Consider the following 17,728-nt stretch of genomic DNA (forward strand, 5'->3'; position numbering starts at 1 on the left):
GGGGGACCCTGTGGGAGAGTAGGACGCCGCCGAACAATTATTCCGGGAAAGCCCCGTGCCCTTGTGGCACGGGGCTTTTCTGCGTTCACAGGACGGAACGGGCCGAAACGGCACGAAAAAAGTTCGGCCGACGATGTCGAGAACGCGTGCCTGGCTACGTCCCCGTGGTGAAGGCGGCCACAATGAGGGCCGCACCAGCACGGAGGAGAGACACCATGGCCAAGTACCTGCTGCTGAAGCACTACCGGGGCGCCCCGTCTGCGGTCAACGACGTGCCCATGGACCGGTGGACACCCGAGGAGATCTCGGCCCACATGCAGTACATGAACGACTTCGCGGCCCGGCTCGAGAAGACCGGCGAGTTCGTCGACGGCCAGGCGCTCGCCCCCGAGGGGACGTTCGTCCGGTACGACGGTGAGGGCCGACCGCCGGTCACCGACGGCCCGTTCGCCGAGACCAAGGACCTCATCGCGGGCTGGATGGTGATCGACGTCGACAGCTACGAGCGCGCCGTCGAGCTGGCCGGTGAACTGTCGGCCGCCCCTGGTGCGGGCGGGCAGCCGATCCACGAGTGGCTCGAGCTGCGTCCGTTCCTGACGGCGCCCCCCACCATCACGGAATGACGTCTCAGGTGAACGAGCTCCTGCTCCGAAGCCTCACGCCGAGCGTGCTCGGGATCCTCGTCCGCCGCGGAGCAGACTTCGCGGCGGCCGAGGACGCCGTGCAGGACGCGCTGGTCGAGGCGGTCCGCGTCTGGCCGGCCGATCCTCCGCGGGACCCGAAGGGCTGGCTGGTCACGGTGGCCTGGCGCCGGTTCCTCGATGCGACCCGGGCGGATTCCGCCCGCCGCCGGCGTGAGGAACTGGTCGACGAGGAGCCGGCGCCCGGTCCCGCGCCGGCGGTGGACGACACGCTCCAGCTCTATTTCCTGTGCGCCCATCCGTCGTTGACGTCGTCCTCCGCGGTCGCGCTGACACTGCGCGCTGTCGGAGGGCTGACCACCCGCCAGATCGCCCAGGCCTACCTGGTGCCGGAGGCGACGATGGCGCAGAGGATCAGCCGGGCCAAGCGCACCCTCTCCCACATCGGGGTGTCCCCGGCTCGAGAGAAGCCGGGAGCGGGGGAGAGGCCGACAGCTCGGGGAAGGTTCGACCGGCCCGGCGACGTCGCGACCGTGCTGCGCGTCCTCTACCTGGTCTTCAACGAGGGCTACTCCGGCGACGTCGACCTCGCCGCCGAGGCCATCCGGCTCACCCGGCAGCTCGCGGGCGCCATCGACCACCCCGAGGTGGCGGGGCTGCTCGCTCTCATGCTCCTCCACCACGCGCGCCGCGCCGCCCGGACCTCGCCCGATGGCAGCCTGGTGCCGCTCGCCGAGCAGGACCGGGGCCGGTGGGACACCAGGACGATCGCCGAGGGTGTCGAGATCCTGCAGGCGGCCCTCGCCCGCGACCGGCTGGGCGAGTTCCAGGCCCAGGCCGCCATCGCTGCACTCCACGCCGATGCGCGCACCGCCGAGGAGACCGACTGGGTGCAGATCGTCGAGTGGTACGACGAGCTCGTGGCCCTGACCGACAGCCCGGTGGTGCGGCTCAACCGTGCGGTGGCCGTCGGCGAGGCCGACGGACCGCGCGCCGGTCTGGCGGCGCTCGCGGCGCTGGACGGCTCTTCCCCAGGCTCCCGGCTTCTCCCCGGGGAATCCGCCGTCCCCCGCCATGCCGCGGTGGCGGCGTACCTGCATGAGCGCGACGGCGACCTGGAGGCGGCGGCACGGCTGTACGCCGAGGCGGCGCAGAAGGCTCCGAACCTGGCCGAGCGCGACCATCTGACGCGTCAGGCGGCCCGGCTCAACGCCCGGCGGTCTCGCTGATCCGCGATCAGCGCGGGTTCACCAGTCGGGTGTCGTACGCCAGGATGACGGCCTGGACGCGGTCCCTGGACCCCGTCTTGGCCAGGATGCGGGTGACGTGCGTCTTCACTGTTGATTCTGCGAGGTGGAGGCGCGCGGCGATCTCGTTGTTCGTCCATCCCTGTCCGATGACCGTGAGGATTTCCCTCTCCCGTTCCGTCAGCGAGGAGATGCGCCCGTCTCCCGTGGCCGGGGTGTCGCCCGGTGTGGCCGGCAGATGGTGCAGGTAGGTGTCCAGGAGGCGTCGGGTGAGGCTCGGGGCGACGACCGCGTCGCCGGCCGCGACCGCACGGATACCGGACAGGAGTTCCTCCGGCAGCGCGTCCCTGACGAGGAAGCCGCTCGCGCCGGCCCGCAGGCCGTCGTAGGCGTACGCGTCGAGGTCGAACGTCGTCACGATGAGGACCCGGGTGCGGGCGCCGGACGTGATGATGCGGCGCGTCGCCTCGATGCCGTCGAGTCCCGGCATCCGGATGTCCATCAGGGCGACGTCCGGGTGATGGCGGGCGACGAGGTTCACCGCCTCCGTGCCGTTGGCGGCTTCACCGACGACCGTCATGTCGTCCTGGCTCTCCAGCAGCATGCGGAAACCGAAGCGCTGCATGGCTTGGTCGTCGGCGATGAGTACCGTGGTCACGGGGGTGCGTCCTCCAGGGGAAGGCGAAGTCGTGTCTGCCAGCCGCCTGTTGGGAGCGGGCCCGATTCGAGTGTGCCGTTGTGGAGCGAGGCGCGCTCGCGCATTCCGCTGATGCCGCGTCCGCTGCCGGGGCCGTCGGCCCCCCGTGGGCCGGCCCCACCCGTATCCGTGGCCAGCACGTCCAGGCCGGTGGCCGTGTACGTGAGGGTGACCTCGGCGACGGCATCGGGTCCCGCGTGCTTGAGGGTGTTGGTGAGGGACTCCTGGACCACGCGGTAGACGGCGAGCTGACGGCCGGGTGAGGCGGGGACGGGCGGGGGACTGCCGTGGACCGTCAGCCGTACGGGCAGTCCGGCCTCCCGTACGCCGGTCAGCAGGGCGTCGAGGTCCGCGAGTGACGGCTGGGGCGTGAGCTCGGCGGCCGGGGCCGGCTCGCGCAGGACGCCGAGCACGCGCCGAAGTTCTGCCAGGGCCTGGCGGCTCGTGGTGCCGATGGCTTCGAGGGCCTGGGCCGCGCGTTCCGGGCTCCTGGCCGCGGCGTACGCCCCGCCGTCGGCCAGGCCGGTGATGACGGAGAGGTTGTGGCCGATGATGTCGTGCATCTCCCTGGCGATCCGGGTGCGTTCGGCGGCTGCCGCGAGCTGGGCCTGCTGGTCTCGCTCGCGTTCGAGCCGGTGGGCGCGTTCGACGAGGGCCTCCGTGTACTCCCGTCGGGTGCGCACGGCGATGGCGAGCAGGGTCACGAAGGCGAACGCCCAGAGGTAGGAGACGAGTTGCCGGTCCGCAGTGCCGGGTATCAGGACCGCTCCGGCCGCCGCGGGCAGGCACATCAGCAGGCCTGAGCTGGCCAGGGCGCCGAGGGGCAGCCGCAGGGCGATCGTGTAGGCGGGGATCAGCTGGAGCAAGGCGGCCTGGACGACGGCGCCCGTCCAGACGTTGAGCACGGAGACCGGTGCCATGAGGACGAGTACGGCTACCGGATGGCGGCGGCGCCACAGCAGGGGCACGGAGAAGCACAGGCTCATCAGCAGGACGAGAGGCTCCGGCACCTCCACGTCGCGGGCGACCGTGCGCCAGCCTCCGGTGCTGTAGTCGAGTACCGCGGCGACGACCCAGAAGCCGGTGACCGTGATGTCCCAGAGCGTCGGCCGACGGTGGTCGAAGGCCCGGAGCCGTTGCAGGAGGTCCTGGATGTACAAGGTCAGCGGGGCGGTGCCGGGGGTCAGGTGCCCGGGAGGCGGGTTCTTTTCGTCGCGCACCCTGTCCGTCACCGCTGAGCCTCCTCGTCGTGCCGCCGGGTCACGCGTCCCTGCGGCGCAGGAGCACCGCTCCGGCGGCCAGTGAAGCGCCCGCCCACAGGCACAGGGCCAGCAGCGCGGCGCCGGTGCTCGCGGCGCCGGGCAGCGGGCTTCCCGAGCCGAGCGCTCCCGCGGCCTGGGTCGGGAAGTACTTCAGGGCGCTGTCCACGGCATCGTACGGAAGCATGCCGAGGACCTCGGGCAGGATCAGGACGCAGCCGATGTACGCGCCGATGCTGCCGGGCACGGAGCGGAGGGTGGCGCCGAGGCCGAGGGCGATCAGGCTGAGCAGGGTGATGCCGGCGGCGTTGCCCGCGATCGCTCCGAGGACGCCCGGCTCGGTGAGCCCGGTGGCCTTGTCGGTTCCGTTCAGGAGCAGTTGGGCGGCGAGGAAGGTGGTCAGTCCGGTGGCGAGCATCGAGCTGTAGGCGACGGTGGTGAAGACGGCTGCCTTGGCCCACAGGACCGGCAGCCGGCGCGGTACGACGGTGAGTGAGGAACGGATCATGCCGGAGGAGTACTCGCCGGCGGTGACCAGGATGCCGAGGACCGCGAGGCACATCTGGCCGAGCTGTGTGCCGTAGAGGACGAGGACGACGGTGTCGATGTCGGAGTCGCCGCCGTCCGAGGTGTAGGTGGCACCCATGATGAGCCCGATGCCGAGCACCAGGGCCGCCGCCGACAGGAGCGTGATCCAGGTCGAGCGCAGGGACCGGAGTTTGTGCCACTCGGAGCGCAGGACGCGGCGTGGGGTGACGCGGTACGGGGAGGGCGCGGTGGCGGTGGTGGTCATGCGTGGGCTCCCGTCAGGGGTGCGGCGGTCCGGTACTCGACGGCGTCCTGGGTGAGGTCCATGAAGGCCTGTTCCAGGGACACGGTCTGCGGGGTGAGTTCGTGCAGCGGGATGGTGTGGTCGGCGGCCGTGCGGCCGATATGGGCGGCGTCGGCGCCGTGGACCGTGAGTTCGTCGGCGGATCCGGTGGTGATCCGTACCCCGGGGCCGGTCAGCAGGGTGCGCAGCTGTTCGGCCTGTGGGGTGACGACCTTGACCGAGGCGCCGCCCGCGGTGCGGATCAGTTCGCCGACGGTGGTGTCGGCGAGGAGCCGGCCGCGGCCGATGATGACCAGGTGGTCGGCGGTGAGCGCCATTTCGCTCATGAGGTGGGAGGAGACGAGGACGGTACGGCCCTCTGCCGCCAGGGAGGTGAGCAGGGTGCGGATCCAGAGGACGCCTTCGGGGTCCAGCCCGTTGACCGGTTCGTCCAGGATGAGGGTCGCCGGGTCGCCGAGGAGCGCGGCGGCGATGCCGAGGCGCTGTCCCATGCCGAGGGAGAAGCCCTTGATCCTCTTGTGGGCGGCTTCGGTGAGTCCGGCCAGGTCCAGGACGTGTTCGACGCGGCTGCGGGGGATGCCGTGGGTGTGGGCGAGCGCCATGAGGTGGTTGAAGGCGGTGCGCCCCGGATGGACCGAGCGGGCTTCCAGGAGGGCGCCTACCTCGGTGAGCGGTGCGGGGTGGGTGGTGTAGTCGCGGCCGCCGATGGTGGACCGGCCGCCGGTGGGGGTGTCCAGACCGAGCAGCATGCGCATGGTGGTCGACTTGCCGGCGCCGTTGGGGCCGAGGAAGCCGGTGACCGTGCCCGGCCGGACGGTGAAGTCGAGGCCGTGGACGACGGTGGTGGCCCCGTACCGTTTGGTGAGTTCGTATGCCCTGATCATGGCGTCGACGCTACGGAGCGCGCCCGTGGCGGTCGTCCGACCGTGGGCTGGAGGCGAGGGGCGCCGTAGTACCGGGGTACGACGGTGGTGCGGGCCGCTGTCAGCGGGGGCACCGAGTTGAGGGTCGCGTTCGGCTTCGTGTCCGGCCCGCTCGGCGGGGCGGTGTATGTCGTTTGCCGTGGTGGGGGCGGCGGGGCACGATCGGCGGATGGACTACGTCGTGCGTGCGGTGCGGGCAGAGGAATGGCAGCGGGCCAAGGAGATCCGACTGGCGGCGCTGCGGGACCCGGCGGCCTCGATCGCCTTCCTGGACACGTACGAGCACGCGCTGAGCAGGCCAGATGTGTTCTGGCAGGAACGGACGGCGGGTGCTGCCGTGGGGGAGCACAGCCGTCAGTTCATCGCCGAGGCGCCCGGCGGTCAGTGGGCGGGAACGGTGACGGCACTCGTCGAGCGGCCGGCGGGCGAACCTGGCTTCGGGGAGGCGGCCGTGGTGGATCAGGCCCATCTGGTGGGCGTGTTCGTCCGGACCGGGCACCGGGGGCGCGGGGTGGTGGACGCACTGTTCCGCGAGGCGCTCGACTGGTCCTGGTCGTTGACGGGGCCGCCGCTGGAGCGGGTGCGGCTCTACGTCCACGAGGCGAACGAGCGGGCCGCGGCCAGCTACCGGCGGATCGGCTTCGTCCCGACCGGGGAGACGCTGCTGATGGAGGGTGATCCGACGTCCCTGGAGCTGGAGTTCGAGATCCGCCGCCCTGGGAGGTCGCGCGGATAGCTGGGCCGCTCGTTCAGCGCGTTCAGATCGGTTCAGGCGTCGGAAGGCGTTCCCGCCAGCGTGCTCGGGCCTGTTCCTCGGAGCGGAGCAGGGCCAGGGTGGGCATCCCCTGGCCCTGGCCGGCCGACAGCAGCTCCGGAAGCTGGGGAAGTGGAGCCACGGCCGCGACGTCGTCGAGGACGAGCGTCATTGGTGGGTCGAGCCGACCGTCGGTTGACCGTACGGCCATGCGGCGGCCGTGCTCGACCACGTGCGAGGCGAGTGCGGTGAGCAGGGGCATCGCACCGGGGTGGTGGCGGGGATCCTCGATGGGTTCACCGACCACATACAGCGTTCCCCCTTCGCGTGCAAAAGAATCCAGCAGGAGCGCGTCGGCTCGGTTGGGTGTGCACGCCTCACGGATATGGACCGAGGAGAGGGCCGCGAAGGCCCGCACGGTCAGTTCCTGTGCCATCTCCCGGCGTTCGGGGTAGGCGGTGAGCGCGGACTCCAGGAGCCCGGCGAGCCCGGACGCCGCCTTGGAGTGGGTACGCAGCAGGCGCACCGGTTCGTGGCCGCCGGCGCCGGAGGCCCAGCGGTGGACCTGGCGGAAGGGGCGGCCGCCCACGGCAGCGGCGTGCAGCCAGCACTGGAGCAGGGTCTGGGCGGTGTCGGCGACGGCCGCATCGATCCTGGCCAGGGGGCGGACCGGGGTGAGGAGAGCGGCCGCCCGGGAAGCAGCGGTGGCGGGGTCCTCGCAGCCGGCGGTGGGTGCCCAGTGGAGGCGGGCCGGGGTGTCGCAGAGGTGGCCCGGGTCGTAGACGAGGACGGGGCCGAGTTTGCCGCGGGCGTCCTTCGTCTCGGCCCAGACGGTGGGGTCCGAGGTCACGACCAGGGCGGGGCCGTCCGCGTCCCGGATGGCCTGGACGACAGTGGGGCGGCGGGTGGCGGCGGCGCCGTAGAGGACGTGTGGGGTGCGGGGCGTGGGGACGAGTGGGGTGGCCTCCCGCGCGTACGCGGTGAGGGGCGCGGCGGGGGCCGGGGCGGGAACGGCGTCGACGGGCGCCTGTGCCGGAGCAGCCGGAGTCTGAGCAGTGGCAGCCGGAGCAGCCGTCACGGGAGCAGCAGCCGCCGGAGCGGGTGTCGGCGTCGCGGGTGTTTCGGCGGGAGCTGCCGCGCTCCGCTGTTTCCGTACCAGCCGCCAGCGCGTCACCACCCCTACCGCGAACACCGTCAGCACCAGGAGCACCATCACCTCGCCGATGAACAGGCCCCAGAACAGCCCGTATCCCGAGAGGTCGCCCGGCGGGGTGTCCGGCCAGGCGCCCGGCAGGTTCGTCGGTTCGACGACCAGGGCGCGCAGGGCCAGTGGCGTCCGCGTGAACGTGATGTTGTCCGGCCAGCCCCCGTGGGCGAACAGTCCGGCCAGGCCCGTGGCCGTCCACGCCAGGACCGTCAGCCCGAAGAGGAAGGCCAGCAGGCCGAGCAGCATGCCGTCCGGGATGCCACCCTGGCGGCCCTCGCCGCCGTGCCCCGGACCGGATGGTGCCTGGCGTGCCATGTCATGCCACCGTTGACTCGGACGACTCGTTCAGCCGTTGCTGGTTCTCGATCCGCGCCGCCCGCTGCTCCGCCTCCAGCTCCGCGGCCCGTACGTCTTCGGGGAGGAGGTCCATGGCGGAGCCCTCGGTCATCGCGCGGTCGGTGAAGACCAGGGGGCGTTCGGCCTCGGTGATCAGGTGCTTGACGACCTGGACGTTGCCGTTGACGTCCCACACGGCGATGCCCGGGGTCAGCGTCGGGATGATCTCGACCGCCCACCTGGGCAGACCGATGACCTTGCCCGTCGCTCTGGCCTCGTCTGCCTTCTGGGCGTAGATCGTGCGGGTGGAGGCCATCTTCAGGATGGCCGCCGCCTCCTTCGCCGCTGCCCCGTCGACGACGTCGCTGAGGTGGTGGACGACCGCCACGAAGGACAGCCCGAGACGTCGTCCGAACTTCAGCAGACGCTGGAAGAGCTGGGCGACGAAAGGGGAGTTGATGATGTGCCAGGCCTCTTCGACCAGGAAGATGCGCTTCTTGCGGTCGGGCCTGATCCACGTGTGCTCCAGCCACACGCCGACGATCGCCATGAGGATCGGCATCGCGATGGAGTTCCGGTCGATGTGCGAGAGGTCGAAGACGATCAGGGGGGCGTCGAGGTCGATGCCGATCGTGGTCGGGCCGTCGAACATGCCGCGCAGGTCACCGTCGACGAGCCGGTCCAGGACGAGGGCGACGTCCAGGCCCCAGGCCCGTACGTCGTCTATGTCCACGTTCATCGCTTCGGCGGACTCGGGCTTCGGGTGGCGGAGCTGCTCCACGATGTCCATCAGGACCGGCTGGCGGTCGAGGATGGTGTCGTTGACGTACGCGTGGGCGACCTTGAGCGCGAAGCCGGACCGCTCGTCGAGGCCATGACCCATGGCGACCTCGATGATCGTGCGGAGCAGGGCGAGCTGGCCGGTCGTGGTGATCGACGGGTCGAGGGGGTTCAGCCGGATACCGTCGTTCAGCGCGGCGGTCGGGTCGAGCCGGATGGGCGTGATGCCCAGTTCCTGGGCGATGAGGTTCCACTCGCCGACGCCGTCCTCGCCCTGGGCGTCCAGGACGACGACCTGGCGGTCGCGGAAACGGAGCTGGCGGAGCACATAGGTCTTCTCCAGCGCCGACTTGCCGTTGCCGGACTCGCCGAGCACCAGCCAGTGCGGGGCGGGGAGCTGCTGGCCGTACAGCTGGAACGGGTCGTAGATGTAGCCCTTGCCCGAGTACACCTCACGCCCGATGATCACGCCGGAGTCGCCGAGGCCGGGCGCGGCGGTCGGCAGGTAGACGGCCTGGGCCTGGCCGGTCGACGTACGCACCGGCAGACGGGTCGTCTCCACGTTGCCGAAGAGGAAGGCGGTGAAGGCATCCGACAACGCGGACAGCGGATCTCGCATGGCGTGACTGCCCTCTCGTTAGCGACGGATGCCGGTGGCGAACGGCAAGGTGTTCACGAAGGCACGGTGGTGCTCCCGGTCGCACCACTCCAGCTTCAGGTACGACTTGCCGGCCGAGGCCCGGATCGTCCGCTTGTCGCGGGCGAGTGCCTCGGGGGACCGGGACGACACGGTGATGTACCCCACCAGATTCACCCCGGCGGCGCCGCTCGCCAGATCTTCACCCCGCTGGTCGAGCCGGCCGTGGGCGGCGATGTCGCGGGGGTCGACCGTGCGGTTCATCTTGGCCTGGCGGCTCGCCTCGGCGTCGTCGTTGGTCTTCTCCGTCAGCATCCGCTCGATGGCGACCTCGGTGGGTTCGAGGTCCATGGTGACCGCGACCGTACGGATCACGTCGGGCGTGTGGACGAGGAGAGGGGCCAGGAAGTTGACGCCGACGGGCGTCATCGGCCATTCCTTCACCCAGGCCGTCGAGTGGCACCACGGGGCGCGGGTCGTCGACTCACGGGTCTTGGCCTGCAGGAACGTCGGCTCGACCGCGTCCAGTTCGGCCGGCCAGGCGTTGCGCTTCGTCATCGCCTGGATGTGGTCGATGGGGTGGTCCGGGTCGTACATCGAGTGCACGAGCGAGGCCAGCCGGCTCTGGCCGAGCGGCTGCCGGACCCGGATGTCGGCCTCGGCGAGCCGGGCGCAGATGTCGGTCAGCTCGCGGGCCATGACGACGGCGAGGCCCGCGTCACGGTCGATCCTGCGGCCGCCCTGGGGACGGATGGCACGGGCCATGGCGTTGGCCTCGGCGGCCAGGTCACGGCTGTAGTGCATGCAGGCGACGAGGTAGGCGCGGTGCTGCTCGCTGGAGGTGGAGACCATCGACTGGAGCTGGTCGTAGGACTCCTGGAGCCAGCCGGGCGCTGACCGGTCACCGCGCTGGGCGACGTCCTTGGCGTGCGCGTCGGGGTCGGCGGGCAGCGTACGGGCCAGCATCTGAAGGCGCGTCACGAAGCCGTCGCCGTTGGCCACGTGCTTGAGCAGGGTGCCGAAGCGGTCGACCAGGGCCTCCTGGTCCTCGCTGTCGCGGAGGCCGACCCCGGGGCCCTCGATCTCGATGGCCGCGGTGACCGTCCGCCGGTCCGCGTGCAGCAGTACGGCGATCTCGTCGGGGCCGAACGGCGCGGCGAGCCAGCTGATCCGGCCGATGCCGGGCGGCGGCCCGATCTCCACCTCGCGCCCGTCGGCGCTGACCCCGGCCTCGATGGCGGCGGAGCGGTAGGCGGTGCCGCGGCGCAGGGTGCGCTTGAAGCTGCGGTTGATCTCGAACCACTTGTAGAAGGTGCGGCCCTTGTACGGGAAGTACACGACGGCGAGGGCAAGCATGGGGAAGCCCACGAGCGCCACGATCCGCAGGGAGAGGACCGGGACGAGGAGTCCGCTCATCATGCCGAGGAACGCCCCGACGATGATCAGCGCGATCTCGCCCGTCTCACGGTTCTTGCCGACGATCGCGTTCGGCCGGGCGCGGCCGATGAGGTACGTACGGCGGGGCGCGATCGTGTGGGACGGGGTCGTCAACGCCCTCCACCTCCTGTGCTCGTGTTACCTGTGCTGCCTGAACCGCCTCGTGGGGAGCGGCTGCCGTGGGGGGTGCCGGAGGTGGGCCCGGCACCGCTGCCGCCTCCCGAAGAGCGGGAGCTGTGGGCGGCGACACCACCGCTGACCGGGTTGGCGGGCCGGGCACCGCCGCCTCCGCCACCGCCTTCACCGCCGCCGTTGCGGCCGCTGTGGGTCTTGATGCCCTGCGAGACGAGAGCGGCGGGCGAGCTGATCATCGCGGCGGCCTGGGAGCCGTCGGTGGCCTGCTTGCGGTTGGTGCGGGCGCCCTGGATCTCGTCGCCGAAGCCGGGCACGAAGCGGTAGATCATGGCGGAGGCGAAGATGGCCAGCAGGATGATGGCGAGGCCGGAGACGACGGCCGAGAAGGCGTTGGGCCCGTCGTCCGCGGAGAGCGCCCCGGCGAGCCCGAGCACGATGACGATGACCGGCTTCACCATGATCACCGCGATCATGATGCCCGCCCAGCGGCGGACGTGGCCCCACATGTTCTTGTCGACGAGCCCGGAGTACACGACGACGCCCAGCAGGGCGCCCACGTAGAGCAGGGCGGCCCGGATCACGAGCTCCAGCCACAGGATTCCGGCGGCGAGGATCGACACGAGCGAGACGACGATCAGCATGATCGGCCCGCCGCCGATGTCTTTTCCGCTCTTGAGCGCCTCGGCGAACGATCCGAAGAAGACATCGGTCTGCCCGCCTGTCGCGGCGGAGATGACCTCGGTGACGCCGTCGGTGGCCGAGACGACCACGTACAGGATGAGCGGGGTGAAGGCCGAGGCCAGGACCGTGAGCCAGAGGAAACCGATGGCCTCGGAGATCGCGGTGGTGAACGGCACGCCCCGGATCGCCCGCTTGGCCACGGCGAAGAGCCACAGGACCAGGGTGAGGATCGTGGAGGCGGCGAAGACGACGGCGTACTGGGTGCGGAAGGTGGAGTTGGTGAAGTCGACGGTCGCCGTGCTCTCCACGGCTTCGCTGAGCTTGCCGACGAGGTACGCGGCGGCGTCGGCGCAGCCTCGGGCCAGGGAGGAGAGGGGGTCGAGGGCGTCGTCGGTGATGGGGGGAGTGCTGCGGGTGCCTGAGCTGGCCTCGCCGTCCTCGCAATAGTCCTTGGCGAGCCCGACGATGAGGTCGCAGGGGTTGTCGCTGGTACTCGGCGACGGAGTCGGTGTGGGTGTGGGCGCAGCATGGGCACGATATGCCAGGGCAATCGTCGCTGCTGGCAAGCTCCCCAGGATCCCGGCGAGTGAGAGAGCGCGGAACCGGCGGTTATCGGGCATAGGTGAAGCCTCCGTATTCCTCCACCGCACCGGCGATGTCGTCCGCAGTCGAGGCCCGGTTGTCGCCGTTGACGGGTGTCGGTCCCTCTGCCTGGCTCGACGACTCGATCTTCCAGTCGTCACCGACCCACTTGAGCTTCTCGGTGATGGTGAACCAGGTGGCAGTGACGGGCTTGGTAGAGCCCTGACCTGCCATGCCGACGAGACCTGTGCACCAGACCTCCACGCTCGCGGTGTCCGGACCCTGGGCTGTGACCTTTGTCCCCACTGGAATGGTTCTGGAGACGAACGTCAGTCCGTTGGGCGTGCTGCCGTCCTCGTTCAGCCCGACGTTCGTGAGGAAGGCGGCGGAGTAGGCATTGGCCATGTCGGTTTGGAGAGACGCTACGACGGCAGGGTCGTGGGTGGCCTGCAGGATGCCGTCACGCTTCGTCTTGTCGAACATCTCCGCAGACCCCAGCGCCACCGCGTAATTCGCCGCCGCGCTCTGCGCCCCCTGCTCGTCATGCGCGAAACCGGAGGCGATCGTGCCGTTCTTGCCCGTGACCGGCTTCGTGCCCGTCGCGGCCGTGGGGCCCGCCCCCGCCGTGTCCGACTTCTTCTCGTTGCCGGCGTCCGACGCGCCGCCCCCGCCCTGGTTCGCGAACGCGATCGCCGCGATCAGCAGGACCACCACGCCCACCACCATGACCAGTGAGCGCGTGTTCCGTGCGGGCCGGCGGCCGTAGCCGTCGCCGTCGTCACCGCCGGGCAGTCGCGTGCGCGTCTGGCGCGTGCCGCCGAGGGTGCTGTACGCGTCTTCCGTGCGGCCCCCCGGCTCGTTGCCGCCGTAGCCGCGCTCATCGCCCTGGCTCATGCCGCGCCCGCCCCCTCAGCCGTGTGCAGTTCCGCGTAGTACGACGGTAGTGCTGCTGGTTTCCGCGTGAGCGCGGTGTGGTGACTCGACATCAGGGGACGCAACCTCTGCCGGTGGGCACGACGAACGGACGGTGTGGGGGTGGACGGGGGCTGGGACGTGCCCGGGGGCAGGGCTGTGGGGCTGGCTGTCGGTCAGACGGCCATCCCGTACACGATGGTGAACAGCGTGCCCAGCGATCCGATGATGAAGACGCCGGTCAGCCCCGCCACGATGAGGCCCTTGCCCTGTTCCGCGCTGAAGGTGTCGCGCAGCGCCGTCGCGCCGATGCGCTGTTTCGCCGCACCCCAGATCGCGATACCGAGACAGAGCAGGATGGCGACCGCCATCACCACTTCGATCATGATGCGTGCTTCGTTGCCCAGGGTCCCGAACGGCCCCCAGTTCGGGGCGATTCCGCCGATGATGGTGGTGATGTCGCCCTTTTCAGCTGCCAGGATCATGTAAGTCACCGCCCCTGTTGGGTAGTTCGCTGCCCGTGCCGTGCGACACGGGTCAGCCTCTATCTTCGCTGATGAAACCGGCATCGCACGACGCCTTCCCGGGTCTCTTTACCCGGATCTCGCACGTTTGACCGGAGAAGCTGCCCTGACCTGCGACTCGCATCCGAATTCGCCCGCATATGCATGGTTACTCGCATGGTTACTCTGTGTATCACGGGGTGTGACGGCTAGCAATGACGGTGGTCATGGGCCCCGGTGAGGTTGGCGCGTTCACGGGACGCGGGGGATTCGTACGCGCTGTTCGAGAGCCGTGTACGCGCCGGTGGCTTCGCCTCGACGCGTCATCAGGCTCCGTGCGGGGAAGGCCTCGCGCCTCGGACGGTCGGAGCGCGGTGCGAGCGAGCACCGTGCGTACGGGTGAGGGGTCCCGGCGAAGGGTGGTCCAGCGGGGCGGTGGCTTGAAGTCGCCCAGGGGCCGTCGAACGGGAACGCCCTCGACTCGGCGAACGACCGCTCGTCCTTCCATCGCCGGCTGCGGTCAGCCGCGACGGTGATGTCCAGCTCGTGGTCGGCGGCCACGTCGATGGCACCGGCCGGCACCCGTCCGTGCGTTCGGCCAGGCGTCCGGGTGCGGGCCCCGTTCATGGCGCGAGGAGGGCGAGGTCCTCCTCGCTGAGCCGGAGTGCCCCGGCGGCCACGTTCTCGGCGAGGTGGTCCGGGTTGCCGGTGCCGGGGATGGCCAGTACATGGGGTCCTTGGTGGAGCGTCCAGGCCAGCCGCACCTGGGCGGGCGTCGCCCCGTGGCTGCGGGCGACGGTCAGCACCGCCTCGCTCCGGGCGTCGTTCGAGCCTTCCTCGCGCCCCGCGCCGGCGATGGCGAAGAACGGTACGAAGGCGATGCCCTGGTCACCGCAGGCGCGCAGGAAGGCATGGTCCTCGGCCGGGGACTCGATGCCGTACGCGTTCTGTACGCAGACGACGGGCGCGATGGTCCGGGCCTCGGCGACCTGTTCCGGTGTGGTGTGGGAGATGCCCAGGTGGCGGATGAGTCCGGCCTCGCGGAGTTCGGCCAGCGCGCCGAAGTGATCGGCGACCGATGCGGAGGCCTGGCTCCTGGCGAGGCGCAGGTTCACCACGTCCAGGTGGTCACGGCCGAGCTGGCGCAGGTTCTCCTCGACCTGGCCGCGCAGCTGCTCCGGAGTGGCCCAGGTCCACGCGCCGGAGGGGTCCCGTCCGGGGCCGACCTTGGTGGTGATGACCAGGTCGTCGGCGTACGGGGCGAGCGCGCTGTTGATGAGCTCGTTGGCGGACCGCAGCGGCGAGAAGTAGAAGGCGGCGGTGTCGATGTGGTTCACGCCGAGCTCGACGGCGCGGCGCAGGACGTGCAGGGCGCGGTCCCGGTCGCTGGATGGGCCGTCGGCGAACGCCGTGCCGTTCTGGGGGAGGCGCATCGAGCCGAAGCCGAGGCGGTTGACCGTCAGGTCGCCGAGAGTCCAGGTGCCGGAGGCCGATGCGGTGATCGTTTCCGATGGTGAGGGCATCATCGGATTCTTTCATCCGCGGTGCTTGTCCTCAGCTCCTGCCGGTACGTCTCGCCTGCAGGGCCCTTCGGTCAGCGTCGCCGTGAAGCTGCCGCCGTAGGCGTGGTGGGTCGTGACGTCGATGCGGGTGCCGCCGGGGACGTGGCGGACGCGGACCCCGGCGTCGGCTGAGACGCGCCGCAGGGGCCGGCCGTGGAGGGTGACCGATACGGTGCGCCGCGTCGTCGTGGGGTCGGACACCGCGACGGAGTACGCGCCGCCCGCTGTCCGGCGCAGCATGACCGATGCGGGGCCGTCGACCGAGAGGCGTCCCGCCCGGTGCGTGCCCGGGGTGAAGGCGTTGGCTGCGGTGATGCCCAGGCCGGTGTGTGCTGCGGCCTGCAGGCGGACCGTGTTGGACAGCACGGTGAGCGGGCCGCCGTGGGCGTAGGACGCCAACTGCTGTGCGGAGGCGTTCGGGACGAGGGCGTGCGCCATGGAGGCGGGCCGCTCTCCGGCGGCCTGCTCGTAGGACAGGGTGAAGACCTGCTTGGTCACCGCCGTGTCCGCGTTGGTGAGGCGGACGAGACGCCGGCTGCGGGTGACCGTGGCGAGGGCGGCGACCGGCGGGGGGCCGGACAGGAAGACGTAGCCGACCGAGGTCTGCTGCTCTTCGTCGGCGTACCGCAGCCAGGCCGGCGGGGCGGACCCGGCCTGCTGCCACGGCGACCCGTCGCGGAGACCGCCGGTGAGGGCGACGGGGGAGGAGGGGGCGGTGATACGGCTGTCGACCGCCGTGGTCACGGCGCGGCCCGCCAGGCCGGTCACACCTGCGGAGAGTACGAGGATCTCGTCGTCGAACATGAACCAGGACCTGGTGGCACCCGCCGCCCGGTAGGCGACGAAGTCCCCGGGCAGCGTGCCTGCCTGCTGGGCGGCGTACGCGGCGTCGTCGGACTGCACGAGACCGGTGACGCCGTAGGCGCCGAGGCGGGCGCCGCCGGAGAACGCCTGGGTGCCGCGCGGGAAGTAGACGTACGTGTTCTGCGACTCGGAGGAGGAGGTGAAGCCGCGCTCCGGGTTGTCGTACCAGAGGGTGCCGTAGAGCTCGGGGACGGTGCGTCGCGTCTCGGCGGGGGCGGTGACGCCGGCGAGGCGGTGGGGCTCGACAGCGGTGAAGTAGTCGACGCCGAACGCCTGTCGCTGGTCCGTGCCGGAGAGATAGAGGTAGTGGGCGCCGTCGCCCTGGAACCAGGGCGTCAGGTTCTCGCCGCTCATGTACTCGTACCTGCTGATGCGGTCGGAGCTGCGGGCGAGGGCGAAGGCGTAGCCGGGGCGGCGGTGGACGGTGCGGTCCATCGCGTTGAACGCGGTGTGGGAGGCGGCGGGGCCGAGATCGCGGGCGGGCACGGGCGAGTTCAGGATGTCGGCGTAGCGGGCGATGCTGACCGGGGAGACGAAGGACGTCGTGTCGAGGCTCGCCTTCGAGGTCTGCCGGACGTACTTCACGTACCCCTGGAGGGCCTCGGCGTCGCTGCCGGTCGTGTACGCGGAGAGGTCGGCGACGGCCTCCACGACGGCGGTGACGTCCGCGTACCCGGTGCCGGTCCGTGAGACCGCGCGCCCCTTGACGATCTCCATCATCCAGCCCTCGAAGATCAGCGGGGCGAAGCCGTCGACGACCCAGCCCCGTACGACGCCGACCAACCTGTCGTCGGGGACGTAGCCGGTGCCGTCGAGGATCTTGACGGTCTGGACGATCCGGGTGAGCAGTGCCTTGCCGTAGGAGCCGGTGTACGCGACGGAGGCGTGCTGGACGAAGGAACCGTCGGCGTAGAAACCGTCGGTGACCCCGTGGCGCGGCTGGTAGGGGTCGATCGTCGAGAAGACCGTCAGCTGGTCGGCGAGGGCTTTGGTGATGCGGGCCTCGTCACCGAGCAGGGCGCCCTGGAGGATCCGGTTGGTCGTGATGTCGGCGAGGTTGGCGCCGGTGTGGAAGCGGGAGTCGAGGTCGACGTCGCCGTTCTTGCCGTTGCGGAGGTATGCGTCCATGGAGGCGATGTACGTCGCTGTGAGCTCCGGCCGGTATGCCGCGATCTCGTCCCAGAGCAGGACCAGGGTCTTGGTCACGTGGGCCGGGATCCCGATCTCCCAGTGGAACCAGTTGCCGTAGTACCCCTTGGACTGGTCGCCGAACCAGTCGTCGTGGAGCCGGACCAGGCCGTCGAGGACGCGGCGACGGACCGCTGGTGTGTCGTTCGTGCCGTCGGCTCCGGGGAGGCAGGTGGCGAGCGCGATCTCGTAGAGGTAATGGTAGGACGCGCTCAGGTTGGGGTCGCTGGTGCCGAGCGGTACGCCCGCGAAGAGCTCGCCCTGCCCGGCCCCGTCCATCGCGGTGAGCCGGGCGCGCGCCGTTGCCCGCAGGGCGGCGAGTTTGGGCGCGACCTCGGGGCGGGCGTTGGACTCGGCGGTGCCGGCGAAGACCGCGACGGTGTTCCGGAGGAGGCGGGCCGGAATGCCGTCCGACGACGCCGAAGAACGCGGACCGGCAGCCGGATCGCGCCGGGGCGAGGCCTCGGCGCGCAGCGCTTGGGACATCGCCCAGAGCGTGGCTGCGGGGATCACGGACAGTGCGGAACGACGCGAGAGCTTCACCAGCACGC

The 17,728-nt window shown here is 70.8% G+C and carries 15 protein-coding genes; 3 read left to right on the top strand and 12 right to left on the bottom strand.

Annotated elements, in window-relative coordinates; all coding sequences use genetic code 11:
- The first annotated feature begins 215 nt into the window (after positions 1–215).
- Together ACFYQ5_RS32000 and ACFYQ5_RS32005 are read left to right on the top strand one after the other, a co-directional pair.
- Positions 216–623 carry a YciI family protein gene (locus ACFYQ5_RS32000; protein WP_389202656.1) on the top strand — a complete coding sequence of 136 codons (408 nt, stop codon included), beginning with the start codon at positions 216–218 and terminating at the stop codon, positions 621–623.
- An 8-nt stretch (positions 624–631) separates the two neighbouring features.
- Positions 632–1,870, top strand: a complete 1,239-nt coding sequence (locus ACFYQ5_RS32005; RefSeq protein WP_389202829.1) for an RNA polymerase sigma factor — start codon at positions 632–634, stop codon at positions 1,868–1,870.
- Positions 1,871–1,877: 7 nt separating this feature from the next.
- Here ACFYQ5_RS32005 and ACFYQ5_RS32010 read toward each other — a convergent pair whose 3' ends face one another.
- The 4 genes from ACFYQ5_RS32010 to ACFYQ5_RS32025 are packed head-to-tail and all read right to left on the bottom strand — an operon-like array spanning position 1,878 to position 5,560.
- Positions 1,878–2,546 carry a response regulator gene (locus ACFYQ5_RS32010; RefSeq protein ID WP_389202658.1) on the bottom strand — a complete coding sequence of 223 codons (669 nt, stop codon included), beginning with the start codon at positions 2,544–2,546 and terminating at the stop codon, positions 1,878–1,880.
- Positions 2,543–3,817, bottom strand: a complete 1,275-nt coding sequence (locus ACFYQ5_RS32015; protein WP_389202660.1) for a sensor histidine kinase — start codon at positions 3,815–3,817, stop codon at positions 2,543–2,545. The genes ACFYQ5_RS32010 and ACFYQ5_RS32015 overlap by 4 nt, the downstream gene beginning before the upstream one ends.
- A gap of 28 nt (positions 3,818–3,845) precedes the next feature.
- A complete protein-coding gene (locus tag ACFYQ5_RS32020; RefSeq protein ID WP_389202662.1) occupies positions 3,846–4,637 on the bottom strand; it encodes an ABC transporter permease in 792 nt (263 codons plus the stop codon).
- Complete coding sequence (locus ACFYQ5_RS32025) at positions 4,634–5,560, bottom strand: ATP-binding cassette domain-containing protein (RefSeq protein ID WP_389202663.1); 927 nt, start codon at positions 5,558–5,560, stop codon at positions 4,634–4,636. The genes ACFYQ5_RS32020 and ACFYQ5_RS32025 overlap by 4 nt, the downstream gene beginning before the upstream one ends.
- A 208-nt stretch (positions 5,561–5,768) precedes the next feature.
- Between ACFYQ5_RS32025 and ACFYQ5_RS32030 the strand changes: the two genes are divergently transcribed.
- The gene (locus ACFYQ5_RS32030; protein ID WP_389202664.1) at positions 5,769–6,335 is read left to right on the top strand and encodes a GNAT family N-acetyltransferase; all 567 of its coding nucleotides are present in this window, start codon (positions 5,769–5,771) and stop codon (positions 6,333–6,335) included.
- Positions 6,336–6,357: 22 nt separating this feature from the next.
- Here ACFYQ5_RS32030 and ACFYQ5_RS32035 read toward each other — a convergent pair whose 3' ends face one another.
- The 8 genes from ACFYQ5_RS32035 to ACFYQ5_RS32070 form a co-directional block, all read right to left on the bottom strand.
- Positions 6,358–7,875, bottom strand: coding sequence for a type IV secretory system conjugative DNA transfer family protein (locus ACFYQ5_RS32035; RefSeq protein ID WP_389202666.1), 1,518 nt, complete (start codon positions 7,873–7,875; stop codon positions 6,358–6,360).
- Position 7,876: 1 nt separating this feature from the next.
- Positions 7,877–9,295: an ATP-binding protein gene (locus tag ACFYQ5_RS32040; RefSeq protein ID WP_351283379.1), complete on the bottom strand. Its 1,419-nt coding sequence runs from the start codon at positions 9,293–9,295 to the stop codon at positions 7,877–7,879.
- 18 nt (positions 9,296–9,313) lie between these two features.
- Complete coding sequence (locus ACFYQ5_RS32045) at positions 9,314–10,864, bottom strand: SCO6880 family protein (RefSeq protein ID WP_389202668.1); 1,551 nt, start codon at positions 10,862–10,864, stop codon at positions 9,314–9,316.
- On the bottom strand, positions 10,861–12,186 hold the full coding sequence (locus tag ACFYQ5_RS32050) for a hypothetical protein (RefSeq protein WP_389202670.1): 1,326 nt from the start codon (positions 12,184–12,186) through the stop codon (positions 10,861–10,863). The genes ACFYQ5_RS32045 and ACFYQ5_RS32050 overlap by 4 nt, the downstream gene beginning before the upstream one ends.
- Positions 12,176–13,042, bottom strand: a complete 867-nt coding sequence (locus ACFYQ5_RS32055; protein ID WP_389202672.1) for a hypothetical protein — start codon at positions 13,040–13,042, stop codon at positions 12,176–12,178. Before ACFYQ5_RS32055 ends, ACFYQ5_RS32050 begins: the two co-directional genes overlap by 11 nt.
- 194 nt (positions 13,043–13,236) lie before the next feature.
- Entirely contained in the window at positions 13,237–13,545 is a 309-nt protein-coding gene (locus ACFYQ5_RS32060; RefSeq protein ID WP_014047394.1) for a hypothetical protein, read from the bottom strand.
- Between the two features lie 641 nt (positions 13,546–14,186).
- The gene (locus ACFYQ5_RS32065; RefSeq protein WP_389202673.1) at positions 14,187–15,089 is read right to left on the bottom strand and encodes an oxidoreductase; all 903 of its coding nucleotides are present in this window, start codon (positions 15,087–15,089) and stop codon (positions 14,187–14,189) included.
- Between the two features lie 9 nt (positions 15,090–15,098).
- Positions 15,099–17,720, bottom strand: coding sequence for a polysaccharide lyase family 8 super-sandwich domain-containing protein (locus ACFYQ5_RS32070; protein ID WP_389202674.1), 2,622 nt, complete (start codon positions 17,718–17,720; stop codon positions 15,099–15,101).
- Positions 17,721–17,728: the final 8 nt, after the last annotated feature.

Source organism: Streptomyces sp. NPDC005794 (genome assembly GCF_042871445.1).
Lineage (GTDB): Bacteria > Actinomycetota > Actinomycetes > Streptomycetales > Streptomycetaceae > Streptomyces.